General features: G+C 69.6%; 12 protein-coding genes and 4 pseudogenes. 12 read left to right on the forward strand and 4 right to left on the reverse strand.

Translation table 11 applies throughout. The features are described 5' to 3' along the window. Positions 1 to 148: 148 nt before the first annotated feature. From IQ220_RS09840 to IQ220_RS09895, 12 genes and pseudogenes are all read left to right on the forward strand, one after another. Positions 149 to 538: a YkgJ family cysteine cluster protein gene (locus IQ220_RS09840; RefSeq protein WP_186699349.1), complete on the forward strand. Its 390-nt coding sequence runs from the start codon at positions 149 to 151 to the stop codon at positions 536 to 538. After that, a complete protein-coding gene (locus IQ220_RS09845) occupies positions 535 to 897 on the forward strand; it encodes a TMEM165/GDT1 family protein (protein ID WP_228009097.1) in 363 nt (120 codons plus the stop codon). The genes IQ220_RS09840 and IQ220_RS09845 overlap by 4 nt, the downstream gene beginning before the upstream one ends. Before the next feature lie 6 nt (positions 898 to 903). Then, a pseudogene (locus IQ220_RS09850) lies at positions 904 to 1,274 on the forward strand (TMEM165/GDT1 family protein). A 189-nt stretch (positions 1,275 to 1,463) separates the two neighbouring features. After that, positions 1,464 to 3,803, forward strand: a complete 2,340-nt coding sequence (locus tag IQ220_RS09855) for an RNB domain-containing ribonuclease (RefSeq protein WP_193914695.1) — start codon at positions 1,464 to 1,466, stop codon at positions 3,801 to 3,803. A 4-nt stretch (positions 3,804 to 3,807) separates the two neighbouring features. Further along, positions 3,808 to 4,464, forward strand: a complete 657-nt coding sequence (locus IQ220_RS09860; RefSeq protein WP_193815011.1) for a flavin prenyltransferase UbiX — start codon at positions 3,808 to 3,810, stop codon at positions 4,462 to 4,464. Positions 4,465 to 4,467: 3 nt separating this feature from the next. Continuing rightward, positions 4,468 to 5,058 (forward strand): LapA family protein, encoded by a 591-nt coding sequence (locus IQ220_RS09865; RefSeq protein ID WP_193914697.1) that lies wholly within the window; start codon positions 4,468 to 4,470, stop codon positions 5,056 to 5,058. Between the two features lie 78 nt (positions 5,059 to 5,136). Continuing rightward, positions 5,137 to 5,595, forward strand: a complete 459-nt coding sequence (locus IQ220_RS09870; protein ID WP_370566416.1) for a DUF2996 domain-containing protein — start codon at positions 5,137 to 5,139, stop codon at positions 5,593 to 5,595. Positions 5,596 to 5,715: 120 nt separating this feature from the next. Then, entirely contained in the window at positions 5,716 to 6,819 is a 1,104-nt protein-coding gene (acsF, locus tag IQ220_RS09875; protein ID WP_186699337.1) for a magnesium-protoporphyrin IX monomethyl ester (oxidative) cyclase, read from the forward strand. An 81-nt stretch (positions 6,820 to 6,900) separates the two neighbouring features. Continuing rightward, positions 6,901 to 8,342, forward strand: a pseudogene (locus IQ220_RS09880) (TldD/PmbA family protein). Positions 8,343 to 8,344: 2 nt separating this feature from the next. Further along, positions 8,345 to 9,705 (forward strand): annotated as a pseudogene (locus IQ220_RS09885) (TldD/PmbA family protein). Positions 9,706 to 9,723: 18 nt separating this feature from the next. Continuing rightward, positions 9,724 to 10,797 (forward strand): methionyl-tRNA formyltransferase, encoded by a 1,074-nt coding sequence (gene fmt, locus IQ220_RS09890; RefSeq protein WP_193914699.1) that lies wholly within the window; start codon positions 9,724 to 9,726, stop codon positions 10,795 to 10,797. A gap of 119 nt (positions 10,798 to 10,916) precedes the next feature. Then, positions 10,917 to 11,228, forward strand: coding sequence for a hypothetical protein (locus tag IQ220_RS09895; RefSeq protein ID WP_193914701.1), 312 nt, complete (start codon positions 10,917 to 10,919; stop codon positions 11,226 to 11,228). Between the two features lie 7 nt (positions 11,229 to 11,235). Here the strand turns inward: IQ220_RS09895 and IQ220_RS09900 are convergent, their stop codons facing one another. From IQ220_RS09900 to IQ220_RS09915, 4 genes and pseudogenes are all read right to left on the reverse strand, one after another. Next, positions 11,236 to 11,415 (reverse strand): hypothetical protein, encoded by a 180-nt coding sequence (locus tag IQ220_RS09900; protein WP_186699328.1) that lies wholly within the window; start codon positions 11,413 to 11,415, stop codon positions 11,236 to 11,238. A gap of 100 nt (positions 11,416 to 11,515) precedes the next feature. Beyond that, a complete protein-coding gene (locus IQ220_RS09905; RefSeq protein ID WP_225875814.1) occupies positions 11,516 to 12,724 on the reverse strand; it encodes a DEAD/DEAH box helicase in 1,209 nt (402 codons plus the stop codon). Positions 12,725 to 12,920: 196 nt separating this feature from the next. Continuing rightward, entirely contained in the window at positions 12,921 to 13,271 is a 351-nt protein-coding gene (locus IQ220_RS09910; protein WP_186699326.1) for a DUF6464 family protein, read from the reverse strand. Positions 13,272 to 13,274: 3 nt separating this feature from the next. Next, a pseudogene (locus tag IQ220_RS09915) lies at positions 13,275 to 14,071 on the reverse strand (hypothetical protein). Between the last annotated feature and the right edge of the window lie 204 nt (positions 14,072 to 14,275).

Consider the following 14,275-nt stretch of genomic DNA (forward strand, 5'->3'; position numbering starts at 1 on the left):
CTAGTCGCCTCTCCCTTGATCTCTCAGGGCGCCTCGCAGGCTGTGACTGGTTGTCACAGGGCCTGCTCTGGCCGGGCCGGCGGCATGGCGGCGCTTTGGATAGGGTCGAGCGGGGCCAATCCGTTGGCGATGCCCGTTCGGGGAAGCCATGGCATCACGGCAGCAGCGGCACTGGCAATGCATTCAGGGCTGCGGCGCCTGTTGCCGCCTCGATCCCGCTCTGCGGCCCGAGGCCATCGCCGCCCTCAGCCCAGACCAGCAGACCCGCTACCTCTCCATGGTGGGAGCCGATGGCTGGTGCATCCACTACGACACGGGCGGGCGTCGTTGCCGGATTTACGAGGAGCGGCCTGATTTCTGCCACGTCAGCACCCTGGTGCCCCTCTTCGGTGGCCTGATGGATGGTGCTGACGGCGCGGCCCAGGCCGAACCTGGTGCCATGGCCATCGCCTGTTGCCTGGAACAGATCCGCTCGGAATACGGGGGCCGTGACAAGGTGATGCGTCGATTTCTGCGGACGATCCGGCGGCGGCCATGAGCAGCGACAGCCAGGGCAGCGCTCACCCAGCGGCCGAACGGAGCAGCTGGGGGGTGGCGTTCATCACCACCTTCACCACCGTGTTCCTGGCCGAACTCGGCGACAAGACCCAGCTGGCCGCCCTGCTGCTCTCGGCCCAGTCGGGCCGCCCGCTGCAGGTGTTTCTGGGGGCCTCACTGGCCCTGATCTGCTCCAGCCTCGTGGGGGTGCTGCTGGGGCGCTGGCTGGCCCGGGTGATGCCGGCCCAGCAACTGGAACGGCTGGCCGGCGGGCTGATGGTGGCCCTGGGGTTGTGGCTGGGCCGGCAGGCGGTGCTCCACCTGGTGGCCCCCGCTCCGAGCCTGCCCCCCCTCTCCTGAAGCCCGATGGATCTTGCCCTGCTGGCCTCCACGTTTGTCACGGTGTTTCTGGCCGAACTCGGCGACAAGACCCAGCTCGCGATTGTCACGATCAGCGGCACCTCGCCGCGGCCCGGGGCGGTGTTTGCCGGCAGCTCCAGCGCCTGGTGCTGGCCAGCCTGCTGGGTGCCGGGGCCGGTGGCTCCCTCTCCGCCGTGATTCCCACCGACACCCTGCAGCTCGCCGCCTCAGTGGGCTTTCTGGTGCTGGGCGTTCGGCTGCTGCTGATGGCGGCAGCCCAAGAGGAGCCCGCCCAGGCCATCTCCGTGGGCGGCGCGGATCCAGCCTTGGCGCCTGATGCCCAGGGGCCGCCCAGCGATCAGGACGCGAGCTCCTGAGGGGCGCCGGGAGTGCGCCGGATCGTACGGGCCCTGCCCCTGCCCACCCGGCTGCCTAGAGTCGCCACTGATTGAACGGACGTCTGTGGACATGGGCATCGCTCCGAGCCCGGTTCATCGCCTCCCCCACGCCGCCGCCGGCCCCCTGGGCTGCCCCCCGGCGGATCCCGCCACCCAGCTGCTGAATTGATGAAGTTCTCGGTCGCCGACCTGCTCGACCAGCTCCCCGCCGGAGAGCCGCTGCCGATCACGAAATTGGAGAAGGCCCTCGGCCTGAGCAACTCCCGCGACAAAGCCATGCTGCTGATCGGCGTGGACGCCCTGGTGAAACTGGGACTGCTGGAGCAGGCCGAGCAGGGGCTGCAGCGCTGCGACACCCCCGAGCTGATTCCGGCCCGGCTGCGCTGTTCCAGCAAGGGCTTCTGTTTTGCTCTGCGGGAGGACGGCGGCGAGGACATCTACATCCGTGACCACGAGCTCAACCACGCCTGGAACGGCGACCGGGTGCTGGTGCAGGTGACCCGCGAGGGCGGCAGGCGCCGCTCCCCGGAGGGGGGGGTGCGCTGCATCCTGGCCCGCCAGACCACTTCGATGCTGGCCCAGGTGGAGGAGCAGAACGAACGCCTGGTGGCCCTGCCCCTCGACGACCGCCTGCTCACCGCCGTCACCCTGCCGGCTGGCGATTCGAGCTATCTCGATCCCGAGCAGCATTCCGTGGTGGAGGTGGCGATTGATCGCTACCCCGTGGCGCAGTTCGCTCCCCAGGGCCACGTGGCCCGCCGCCTGCCGATCCGGGGCGGCGAGGCCGCCGACCTCGACCTGCTGCTCACCAAGCACCGGCTCAACACCCGCTCCACGGCGCCCCGTACGGCGCTGAAAAGTCTTGCCGCCAAGGAGCGTGCCGATCTCACCAGCCAGCCCTGCCTGCTGATCAGTGGCTGGCAGGGACGCAACGCCCCCGAGCTGGCGGCTCTGGCCCTGGAGGAGCGGGAGGGGGGCTGGACCCTGTGGGTCCACAGCCCCGCCGTGGCTGAGCGGCTCAGCGCCAACGGCAGCCTCGACCTCTGGCTGCGCGAGCAGGCCGACGCCCTCTGCACCGGGCGCCAGTGGCTCCCCCTGCTCAGCCCCGGCCTGATCAAGGCCACGGCCTGGAAGCCGGGCGAGAGCCAGGCGGCGCTCTCGGTCGCCCTGGAGCTCAGCCCGGAAGGCGTGCTGGAGCACTACCGCTTCTGCCGAAGCCTGGTGAAGCCCGTCGCCACAGTGGGAGCCGAGGCCCTGGAAGCCCTGGCGGAGCGCAAGCCCAAAGCCCGCACCACCCCGGCGGCCCTCAAGCCGATCAAGGAGCAGCTGGGCCAGCTGGAGGCTCTGGTGGGGCTCACCACGCAGCTGCACCAGCGGCGTCTGGCCCAGGGCTCCATCGATCTCAAGCTGTCCATGCCCCTGATCGACAGCCTGGGCGACCTGGCCGTGCCGTCACCGGAAGGCGGCGGGCAGGGCTGGTTCGTGGAGCTGCCGGCCCATCACCCCACAGCGATCCTGCGGGAGGCCTTCCTGATGGCCGAGATGGCCCTTGGCGATCACCTCAGCGCCTTGAACCTCCCCGCCATCTACGCCCTGAACCCGCCTCCCGAGGCCGCCGATCTCAACGACGTGGCCCGGGCAGCCCTGGCTCTGGACATCCCCCTCGAACTCGGTGAGGAGGGCCACGCCAGTGGGGCCGAACTTGCGGCCGCCTTTGCTGCCACCGACCGCTGCCGTCCCCTGCAGCAGCAGCTTCGAGGCGTGCTGAAACCGGTGAGCCTCTCGGAGCAGCCCGGTCGCCATGCCGTGGCCGGACTCTCCGAGGAGGAACGCGATGGCAGGCCGGCGGCCCTGGCCCCCTGGTGCTGCCCCACCCTCCACTACGTCGACATCTGGAACCAGCAGCTGCTGACCCTGCTCCTCAGCGAAGGCAAGGACCGTCCCAGCGTGCGCCACAAGATCGGCGTAGACCTGGCCGCCGATTCCTGTCACGGCACGATCGACTGGGCGTTGCTGCCCAACAGCGCCCTTGCTCCGTTCCAGCAGACCAGGGACCAGGGCCTGCTGCAGCGGCTCAACGGGCGTCGCCGTTTTCTGGTGGAGTTCGAGGCGGATCTGCTGGCCATGGCCCAGGCGCGCCAGGCCGAGCCCCTCGTCGGCCAGGTGCTGCCCGGGGTGATCAGCGGCGTGCAGAGCTATGGCTTCTTCGTGGAAGTGCCGCCCTCCCAGGTGGAGGGGTTGGTGCACGTGAGTTCGCTCAAGGACGACTGGTACGAGTACCGCTCCCGCCAGAACCGGCTGGTGGGGCGCAAGAACCGCCGCACCTACATGCTCGGCGACGCCGTGGAGGTGGAGATCCAGAAGGTGGATGCCCTGCGCCATCAGATCGATCTCGCCGTTCCCATGGCAGAGGGCGCCGATTCCGGCGAGGCAGCCATCCCTCACACCGAGAGCGGGGATCCTGAGATCGACCCCTTCACCCCGGTCGCCGTGCTGAGCGAGGCCTGAACCGATGGATCCCGTCGTGCTGGCCGTTTCCGGGGCCTCCGCCCAGCCCCTGGCCCAGCGGGCTCTGCAGCTGCTGCTCCAGGCCGGTGAACGGGTCGAGATGGTCACCAGCCGCGGCGCCATCGGGGTGTGGCAGGCGGAGCTCGGCCTGCGGGTGCCGAGCGAACCGGAGGCTCAGGAGCAGTTCTGGCGCCAACAGACCGGCTGCCGGAGCGGCAGCCTGCGCTGCCACCGCTGGAACGACCAGGCCGCCGGCATCGCCAGCGGCAGTTACCGCACCAAGGGCATGGTGATCCTGCCGGCCTCCATGGGCACGGTGGGTCGGATCGCCTCAGGAGTGGCCCTCGATCTGGTGGAGCGGGCGGCCGATGTGCATCTCAAGGAGGGGCGGCCCCTGGTGATCTGTCCCCGGGAGACCCCCTGGAACCTGGTGCATCTGCGCAACCTCACCGCCCTCGCTGAGGCGGGCGCCAGGATCGCCCCACCCGTGCCGGCCTGGTACCAGCAGCCCAGCACGATTGAGGACATGGTGGATTTCCTGGTGATCCGGGTGTTTGACGTGCTCGGCTACGACCTGGGTGACCTGCAGCGATGGCAGGGCCCGGTCCGCGGGATGGGGCCGCTGGAGCCACGGCCCGAAGGGATCCCCACCCAGGTCTGAACCTTGACCCCCCTGCTGCGCCAGCTGCTGCTGCTCCCCCTGCTCGCCCCGTTGCTGGCAGCCCTGCTGATCGGCGCCTTCAACCCCAGGCCCGCCGTGGCGCTGCGCCTGCTGATCTGGACCTCGCCGGCCCTGCCGATCGGGGTATGGATCATGGTGGCGGCCACGGCCGGAGCCGGCCTCAGTGCCCTCGGCACCGGCCTGGCCCTGGCCGCCGGCCAGCAGCGACCCCTGCAGCGACAGGTGCGGCAGCCTCTGGAACGGGAGAACGGCAGCCGCGGGCGCCCCTGGCCTGAGCCCGACGCAGGGGATGACGCCGGCCAGCCGGAGCCCTGGAACACCCCCGCTCCTGCCCCACAGCCGCCTCTCGACACCCCAGTGGCGGGGCCGACCCGGGCGGCCGGTGAGGCCGTGCCCACCGTGGCCGTGCCCTTCCGGGTGATTCGCCGGGCCACCGCCACAGCCCCTGCCAGGGCCAAAACCGCGGCCTCCCATGCAGCAGCGCAACACACGGCGCAGGCGGCCCCCAGGGCCAGCCAGCCGGCTGCGGCGTCAGGCGATGACTGGGGCAGCCCGCTCCAGAACGAGTGGTGATCAGCGAGGCGACCTGAGCACCTTGATGCCGCTGAAATCGCCCTACAGTTCGGCCATTCCTCGTTGAGGCGTGAGTCGGTGCCTGAGTCGGTGAGTGACGCCAGCAACCCCAAGCCAAGCAGCGCTGCGGCTGCCGAAGCAGCCCCGGCAAAGCCCAAGGCAGCCGCCAAGCCCCCCGCTCCCGAAGACCAGCCCTTCGGCTCGTTCGTGCCGAACCTCTTGATCCCGGCCCTGGAGAAGGAGATCCAGGCCTACGGGGGGCCGGCACCCCAGCTCTCCTTCCAGCAGGGGCCGATGCCGGTGGTCGGCATGGACTGCTCCATGGTGGTGGGCACGCTTCCTGGCCAGCGCCGCTTCTGGCTCTGCTTCACCAGTGAGAGCCTTACCGCGGCGAAGACCGTGATCGTGGCCGAGTCCGGCGCCGAACCCTCCCAGGTGGAGTCGTTTCTGATCGACGAGAAGAAAGTCACCCTGCCCCTGCTGGTGTCGCGCGTGGTGTCGCGCCTCAACGGCCAGAAGTGGCTCGGGCCCAACTGAGCGAGCCGACCGGTGGTGTCGATTCAGCCTTCCGGCTGACCTGACCGATCGGCGTTACATCCCCGCCGCACCCTTGCCGAGGCCGCCTACGATGCCGCCACGCCCTGTGCAGCCCATCGAATGGTGCCTCCCACCGCCGTAGCCGACCCGAGCGCCACGCCAGGAGCCGCCATCGGCACCCCGGATGGCCCGGCCATCAAGGATCCGGCCAAGGACACGATCCTCACGCCCCGCTTCTACACCACAGACTTCGAGGCCATGGCGGCCATGGATCTGCGGCCGAACGAAGTGGAACTCGAGGCCATCTGCGAGGAGTTCCGCAAGGACTACAACCGGCACCACTTCGTGCGCAATGCCGAGTTCGATGGCGCGGCAGACAAGCTCGACCCCGAAACCCGCAAGGTGTTCGTGGAGTTCCTGGAGCAGAGCTGCACCTCGGAGTTTTCCGGCTTTCTGCTCTACAAGGAACTGAGCCGCCGCATCAAGCAGAAGAACCCCCTGCTGGCGGAGTGCTTTGCCCACATGGCCCGCGATGAAGCCCGCCATGCCGGCTTCCTCAACAAGGCGATGAGCGACTTCGGCCTCCAGCTCGACCTCGGCTTCCTCACGGCCAACAAGGCCTACACCTTCTTCAAGCCGAAATTCATCTTCTATGCCACCTACCTCAGCGAGAAGATCGGCTACTGGCGCTACATCGCCATTTACCGCCACCTGCAGGAAAACCCTGAAAGCAAGATCTTCCCGATCTTCAACTTCTTCGAAAACTGGTGCCAGGACGAAAACCGCCACGGCGATTTCTTTGATGCCCTGATGAAGGCCCAGCCTGACACCGTGCGTGGTCTGCAGGCAAGGCTCTGGTGCCGCTTCTTCCTGCTGGCGGTGTTCGCCACCATGTATGTGCGCGATGTGGCCCGCAAGGAGTTCTACGAAGCCCTGGGGCTCGATGCCCGCGCCTACGACAAGTACGTGATCGACAAGACCAACGAGACCTCCGCCCGGGTGTTCCCGGTGGTGCTCGACGTGCGCAATCCCCGCTTCTGGGTGCGGCTGGAGCGTCTTGTTGACAACAACGCCGCCCTCACCAAGGCCGACCAGAGCACTGCTCCGGCGCCCCTCAAGGCCCTGCGCAAGCTGCCCTACTGGATCGCCAACGGCGCCGAGATGGCCAAGCTGTTCCTGATGAAACCCATCCGCAGCGAAGCCTTCCAGCCTGCGGTGCGCTGAGCACGGCCCACCCCTGGTCCAGGCCCTGCGGCCCAGGGGTTTTTGCTACAACCGTGTTCCACGCTCACCCGAACGTTTCCCGTGGTTCTCTCCGCCGCAGCGCCGACCCTTGAGCTGTTCGACCAGAGTTGGCAAGCACGGCTGGAGTTGCTGCTCGCCACGGGTCGGGCCGCCGGAGCGGACCTGGTGGAGGTGTTCCTGGAGCGCACCGACCACCTGGGCCTGCTGGCCGAACAGGACACGATCACCAGTGTGAGTCCCTCCTTCGGCATGGGGGCGGGCCTGAGGGTGTTCCGCGATCTGCGCGATGGCTTCGTGAGCACCAACGACCTCTCCGAGCGGGGGCTGCTGCAGGCCCTGGAGCAGGCACTGGGCATGCTCGGCCTGGAAGCTCCTGCCCAGAACAGCGGCGCCCTGCGGAGCGCCTTCGCCGGCCTGCCGGCCTTGAGAGATTTCGCCCAGACCAAACGCGACTGGCTGCAGCGCTGCCCCGTTCTGCAGGAGAGCAGCGACAAACTGCTGCAGGCCACCGCCAGGCTTGAGCAGCACGGACGCCACCTGCAGGCCCGCCGCAGCCAGTACGCCCGCGACTGGCAGGAGATCCTCGTGGCCGCCAGCGACGGCACCTTTGCCCGCGACATCCGGCTGCACCAGTCCGTGGGCCTGAACGTTCTCGCCGCCGACGGCGAGCATCGCGCCGGCCTCGGCCGCCGCTACGGCACCTCAGGCCGGCCGGACGACCTGCGCCACTGGGACGTCGAGGCCAGCGCCGTGGACGTGTGCAACAGCGCCGCCACCATGCTCTACGCCGACTATGTGCAGGCGGGCCAGATGCCCGCCGTGCTGGCCAACCGCTTCGGCGGCGTGATCTTCCACGAGCCTGCGGCCACCTGCTGGAAACCACCCAGGTGGAGCGCGGCACCACCCCCTTCGCCGAGAGCATCGGCCAGCCCATCGCCCACAGCGCCGTGACGGCCATCGATGAGGGCCTCAGCGACGGCGCCTTCGGCTCGCTCTGCATCGACGACGAAGGCATGGAGGCCCAGCGCACGGTGCTGATCGAGAACGGCGTGCTGCAGCGCTTCATCAGCGACCGGGCCGGCGAGATGCGCACCGGCCACCAGCGCACCGGCAGCGGCCGTCGCCAGAGCCACAGCTTTGCGGCCGCCAGCCGCATGCGCAACACCTACATCGCCCCGGGCCCCCACAGCCCCGAGGAGCTGATCGGTTCCGTCGACAGGGGCCTCTACTGCAAGTCGATGGGGGGCGGCAGCGTCGGCCCCACGGGCCAGTTCAACTTCGCGGTGGAGGAGGGCTATCTGATTGAGGCCGGCGCCCTGACCCGCCCGGTCAAGGGAGCCACCCTGATCGGCGAGGCCAAGGAGGTGATGCCCCGCATCTCGATGTGCGCCAACGACCTCGACCTGGCCGCCGGCTTCTGCGGCTCGGTGAGCGGCAGCATCTTCGTCACGGTGGGCCAGCCCCACATCAAGGTCGACTCGATCACCGTGGGGGGTCGCTGACCATGACCACCCTCAACGCCACGACGCTGCAGCAGCGTCTCGCCGAACTGGCCCAGCGCCACGGCATCAGCCAGTGGGATCTGGGGGCCTCCTGCAGCACCGACACCTCGGTGCAGGTGGACCGGGGCGAGGCGAAGCAGATGAAGGGTGCCCAGCGCAGCGCCATCACCATCCGTGTCTGGAACGGCGATGGCCTGGTGGGAGTCACCAGCACCTCCGACCTCTCCGATGGTGGCCTCGACAAGGCGCTGGCCGGCGCCCAGGCGGCCAGCGCCTTCGGCAACGCCGCCGACACACCCGCCTTCTCTCCCCTGGCCACTGCCCCGCTGGCCACCCTGGAGCAGCCCAGGCACGCTCCCAAGCCGATCCTTGAGCTGCTCGGCACGCTCAAGCAGGCCGAGCACCAACTGCTGGAGCGGCATCCCGCCATTGCCACCGTCCCCTACAACGGCCTGGCCCAGCGCAGCAGTGAGCGCCTCTACCTCAACAGCGATGGCGCCTGCCGCCAGCAGCAGCTCACCACCGCCAGCCTCTACCTCTATGCCCGAGCCGAGGAAGCGGGCCGCAAACCCCGCAGTGCCGGCGCCATGCGCCTGGCCTATGGCGCCGGCGCGCTGGACATCGACGGCTGTGTGCAGGAGGCCGCCGAGCGCACCATCAGCCACCTGGACTACGGGCCGATCGCCACGGGGCGCTACACCTGCGTGTTCAGTCCAGAGGCCTTTCTGGATCTGATCGGCGCCTTCAGCAGCCTGTTCACGCCCGCGCCGTGCTGGATGGCGTCAGCCTCAGCAACCGCGACTCCCTCGGCCAGGCTCTGGCCGTGCCCTTCCTCTCGATCCACGACAACGGCCTCCACCCCGGCAACATCGGCGCCGCCGCCTTCGATGGCGAGGGCACCCCGACCCGGCGCCTGGCCCTGGTGGAGGGCGGGGTGCTGCAGAACTTCCTGCACTCGGAAGCCACCGCCCGGGCCTTCGGCGCTCAACCCACCGGCCACGCCGGCATGGGCGCCAAGGTGTCGGTGGGGCCCGACTGGTTCGAAATCGGCGCCACTCCAGGCAGCGGCGGCGGCGCCCAGGGGCTGGATCGCCTGGCGGCCGACACGCCGTTGGTGTGGATCGATTCGCTCTCCGCTCTTCACGCCGGCGTCAAGGCCAGCCAGGGTTCCTTCTCCCTGCCCTTCGACGGCTGGCTGCTCCAGGGCGGCGAGCGGCGCTCGATCGAGGCGGCCACCGTGGCGGGAGACATCCGCGAGCTGCTGCAGGCGGTGGTGGGATTCGAAGGCGAAGCCAAGCTGACCCCTGATGGCCTCTGTCCCCTTGTGTGGGTGGACGGCCTCTCGGTGACCGGCGAAGCCTGACCCCCGGCCCCCATCGCGATGCGACTGCTGTTCTGGGGCACACCCGCCTACGCCGTGCCCAGCCTTGAGGCCCTGGTGGCGGCCGGCCACAGCGTGGTGGGGGTGGTGAGCCAGCCCGATCGACGCCGCGGTCGCGGCCAGCAGCTGCTGCCCTCACCCGTGAAGCAACGGGCCCTGGAGCTGGAGCTGCCGGTGATCACGCCGCAGCGGATTCGCCGCGACCCCGAGACCCAGGCCCAGCTGGCGGCCCTGGCTGCCGACCTCTCGGTGGTGGTGGCCTTCGGCCAGATCCTGCCGCCGGAAGTGCTCGCCCAGCCTCCCCTGGGCTGCTGGAACGGCCATGGCTCACTCCTGCCCCGCTGGCGCGGTGCAGGGCCGATTCAGTGGAGCCTGCTGGAGGGCGATGCCGAAACCGGGGTGGGCATCATGGCGATGGAGGCCGGCCTCGACACGGGCCCGGTGCTGCTGGAGCAGCGCCTGCCCATCGGCCTGCTGGAGAATGCCAGGCAGCTGGGCGAGAGGCTCTCCCGGCTCACCGCCGAGCTGCTGCTGGAGGCGCTGCCCCGCATTGCCGCCGCCGGCGAGGGCCCTGAAGCTGAGCGCTGGCGGCGGCTGGGCTTGCGCCCCCAGAGCCCGGAGGGCATGACCTACGCCCGCCTGTTGACCAAGGACGACTACCGCATCGCCTGGAGCGACTCGGCCCTGGCGATCCACCGCCGTGTCATGGGCCTCTACCCCGGCGCGCACACCTGCTGGCGGGGCCAAAGACTGAAGCTGCTCGCCACCGAACCCCTGGTGCAGCGCCTGGCGGGACAGCTGAGTGGCGAGGCGGCCGCCCTCTGTGGCCGATGGCCCGCCGCTGCTGACCCACCAGCCACGCCATCGCCGCAGCCCGGCACCGTGCTGGCCGTCGAGCCCGGTCTGGGGCTGGTGGTGGCCAGTGGGGGCTGCCCCGTTCTGGTGCGCGAGGGTCAGCTGGAGGGCAAGCGGGCCTGCTCCGGCCAGGCTCTGATCCAGCAGCTCAGCGCCCTTCCGGGCGAGGCCCTGGGGGCGGTTGCGGGTGAGCCTGCAGCAACGGCGACCCCGGCCTGACAGCTGCATCGCCGCCGCCGCCGGCCGCTCTCAATACGTTCTGTGTGGTTAGGGTTCGCACACAGCAGGCGGCCATCCTGGGGCGTAGAGCTGAGGGGTCTGGTCTTGAGGCAGGTGCCATGGCCAACGGTTTCCCTTCCAAGTCCCACGCCGAGGGCAGCCCCGCTGGCCAGGCTGATGTGGCTGCAACCGTGCTGTCACCCCTGAAGCAGGCGATCGCGGCCGGCGGGGCTGGGATCACCCAGGGCTCCCTCACCTATGTGGCCGAGGCCAGCCCCGATTGCCAGATCTTTCGCGATCTGGCCAGGGGCTACCTGGTGTGCCACCCGGACCTGCCAGGCGGCCTGAAGCGTGTGGCCACCCTGGCCTGTGCCTACAGCCTCTGCCATGACATCGAGCACCCGTCTGACCTGAATAGCGCTTTCGGCTAACGGCCAGCTAGCTGTTGCTGCGCCGATAGAGGCCGTGCAGCCCCTCCAGCTGATTGTGCACCGACCGCAGCTGGTCACGGATGTGGGCGCTGTTCTCGATGCGCCCAAGGGCCAGCAGCATCGACTCGATCTGACTCTTGCAGTCGATCAGCACGCGACATTCGGTGGAACCGGGCTCGTAAGGCATGGGGTCGTTCGGTGCGGTGCCATCCGAGCCGAGAGCGGCCAGGGCGGTTGTGTCCATTGTTGCCGTTTTCAGACCCGCAGCCGGCCTGGGCAGCCGCCAGTCAGCGGCTGGAACGCCCCCCAGCCCCGCCGCGTCCGCCGCCCCGGCCACGGGAACCGCCGCCACCAGCACCACGGCGTCCTCCCCGGCCACCACTGAGGTCCAGGGGTGGCGCGTTCAGCACGGTGGGCTCGAATCCGGCCACGGGCTGCCTGGGCAGCCTGGAGCCGAGCAGGCCCTCGATCGCCGCGAGCAGTTCCCTTTCCTCCGCGGCCACCAGCGAAATCGCCTGGCCGGGGTGACCCGCCCGGCCCGTGCGCCCGATCCGGTGCACGTAGTCCTCGGCCTGGTTGGGCAGATCCAGATTCACCACGTGGGGCAGCTGGTGGATGTCGATGCCCCGGGCGGCCAGATCGGTGGCCACCAGCACCCGCACTGAGCCGCTCTTGAATCCCGCCAGGGCACGGGTGCGCGCCCCCTGACTCTTGTTGCCATGGATCGCGGCGGCCGCCATGCCGGCCTGGCTGAGGCGGTCGGCCATGCGGTTGGCGCCGTGCTTGGTGCGGGAGAACACGAGCACCTGCTGCCAGCCGTTGCTGGCGATCAGATGGGTGAGCAGCTCCGGCTTGCGGGCCATGTCGCAGGGGTGGAGCAGGTGCTCCACGGTGGGAGCCGCCTGGTTTTCAGGAGTGGCCTGGAGTTGCACCGGCTGGTGCAGCAGACCCTGGGCCAGCTTGCGGATCGAGGGGCTGAAGGTGGCGGAGAACAGCAGGTTCTGCCGCTTCGGGGGCATCAGGGCGATCAGCTTCTGGATGTCGCGGATGAAGCCCATGTCGAGCATGCGGTCGGCCTCATCCAGCACCAGCACCTCGACCCGATCGAGGCGAAGCGCACGCTGCTGCTGCAGATCGAGCAGCCGGCCCGGCGTGGCCACGAGGATGTCGGCACCGGCCCGCAGGCGGTTGATCTGGGGGTTGGCCTTGACGCCACCGAACACCACGTCACTGCGCAGGTCGAGGTAGCGGCCATAGGCCGCCACGTTCTCGGCCACCTGGGCGGCCAGCTCCCGGGTGGGGGTGAGCACCAGGGCCCTCACCACGCTGCCGCGGGCATGGGGGCCATGGCGCAGGCGCTCCAGCATCGGCAGGGTGAAGCCCGCCGTCTTGCCGGTGCCCGTCTGGGCGGCCGCCATCACGTCGTGGCCGGCCAGCACGGCGGGGATGCACTGCAGCTGGATCGGCGAGGGGGTGGTGTAGCCCTTCTCGGCCACCGCCTTGAGGATCGGCAGGCCGAGCCCCAGATCCCCGAAGCCTGGAGCCGGGCTGCCCTCGCTGGAGAGAGGGGCCGCGGTGGTTGCAGCGGAAGCCTGCCCCTGCGGGGGATGGGGGCGGCGGGGCGGGATGAGCGGGTGATGGGGGGCAGGTGGAGAGCTTGCAGACCTTCACCCTACGGGCGGTGCGGATTCGTCAGCGCAGCGGCTCGAAGTGGCTGCAGCGCTCACAGGGCCCCTCCGGCAGCACCGCGCAGCGCAGCAGGGGGCTGCGGGCGTTGTAGCGGCAGTCGGGGTCGCCGATCACCCAGCCGTGGCCCCAGGGCCTGGCATCGGCGGGCTGGGCTTCCAGCTTCACCTGCAGAGCCACGCTGCCCAGCGCGTAGCGGCCATTACTGAGGCGGTAGCGATGGCGGCGCTGCAGCACCAGAACGCTCTGATCACCCAGGTTCAGCCAGCGGCCCGGTTGCGGAATCTGTCCCTGATGCTCCACCTCGTAGGTGTCGAGCAGCCGGTCGCTGCCGATCAGTCGCACCTCCACCTGCATGGCTCAGCTCAGGGGAGCCGCTGGCTCCACCGCTTGTTCCACCGGTTGTTCCACCACCGGCAGCTCTTCAGCGCACTGCGGCGCAGGGCTACGGCGCACGGAGAAGCCCCAGACGAACAGGGCGGCCACGAGAGACAGCAAGGCCCACTCCGGCAGCTCCAGCTGAGGGCTGGCGAGGCGCAGCAGCAGCCGCAGACCCACCAGACCCACGGCCAGATAGCCGGCGGTTTCCAGGTGACGGAACAGCTCGATCCAGCGGATGAACAGCTCAGCCGTGAGCCGCAGGGCAATCACGCCGATCACGCCACCGGCGATCACCAGGGGGAGACGATCGGTCACCGCCACGGCGGCGGCCACGCTGTCGACCGAGAAGGCCAGGTCCGTCACCGCCAGGGTGGCCACGACGCTGGCCATGCTGGCGCTGACGGCCCCAGGGGCCTCGGCTTCCGCCAGCTCCTGGACCTGCGGGGCGCCGGCGGTCAGCTGGACCAGATGGCGGCCACACAGCCAGAGCAGATAGCTCGAAGCGGCCAGTTGCAGGGGCCAGAAGTCCAGCACCCAGCGGGCGCCAGGATCAGACCCACCCGGAACACCAGGGCCAGCAAAAGGCCCAGGTTGAGGGCCGTCTCCTGGCGGGAACGGTCGTGGAGACGGCGGGAGATGGCCGCCAGAGCAACGGCATTGTCGGCGGACAGCACCGCCTCCAGCGCCACCAGCAGGGGCAGCACGAGCAGGATTTCATGCCAGCGGTCGACCTCCTGCAGCAGCGGGGTCAGGGATTGAATCGACTCGGCTTCCATCAGACCCTGCAAGGGGATCACTCTAGGAAGACCAGTCCCCGAGCCGAACTCCCGATGCAACTGCAGGTCCGCCTGGTCCACGCCGAGCCCGGGCAGCGGGTGGTGGAGGTCACGCCTATCGGCAGGGGGAAACCCTGGGCAGTGCCCTGGGGGAAGCCCAGACGGCCGAGGAGGCTGAGGACAGGGCCCGCGCCCGCCTGGCGA

It is taken from the genome of Cyanobium sp. LEGE 06113 (genome assembly GCF_015207615.1).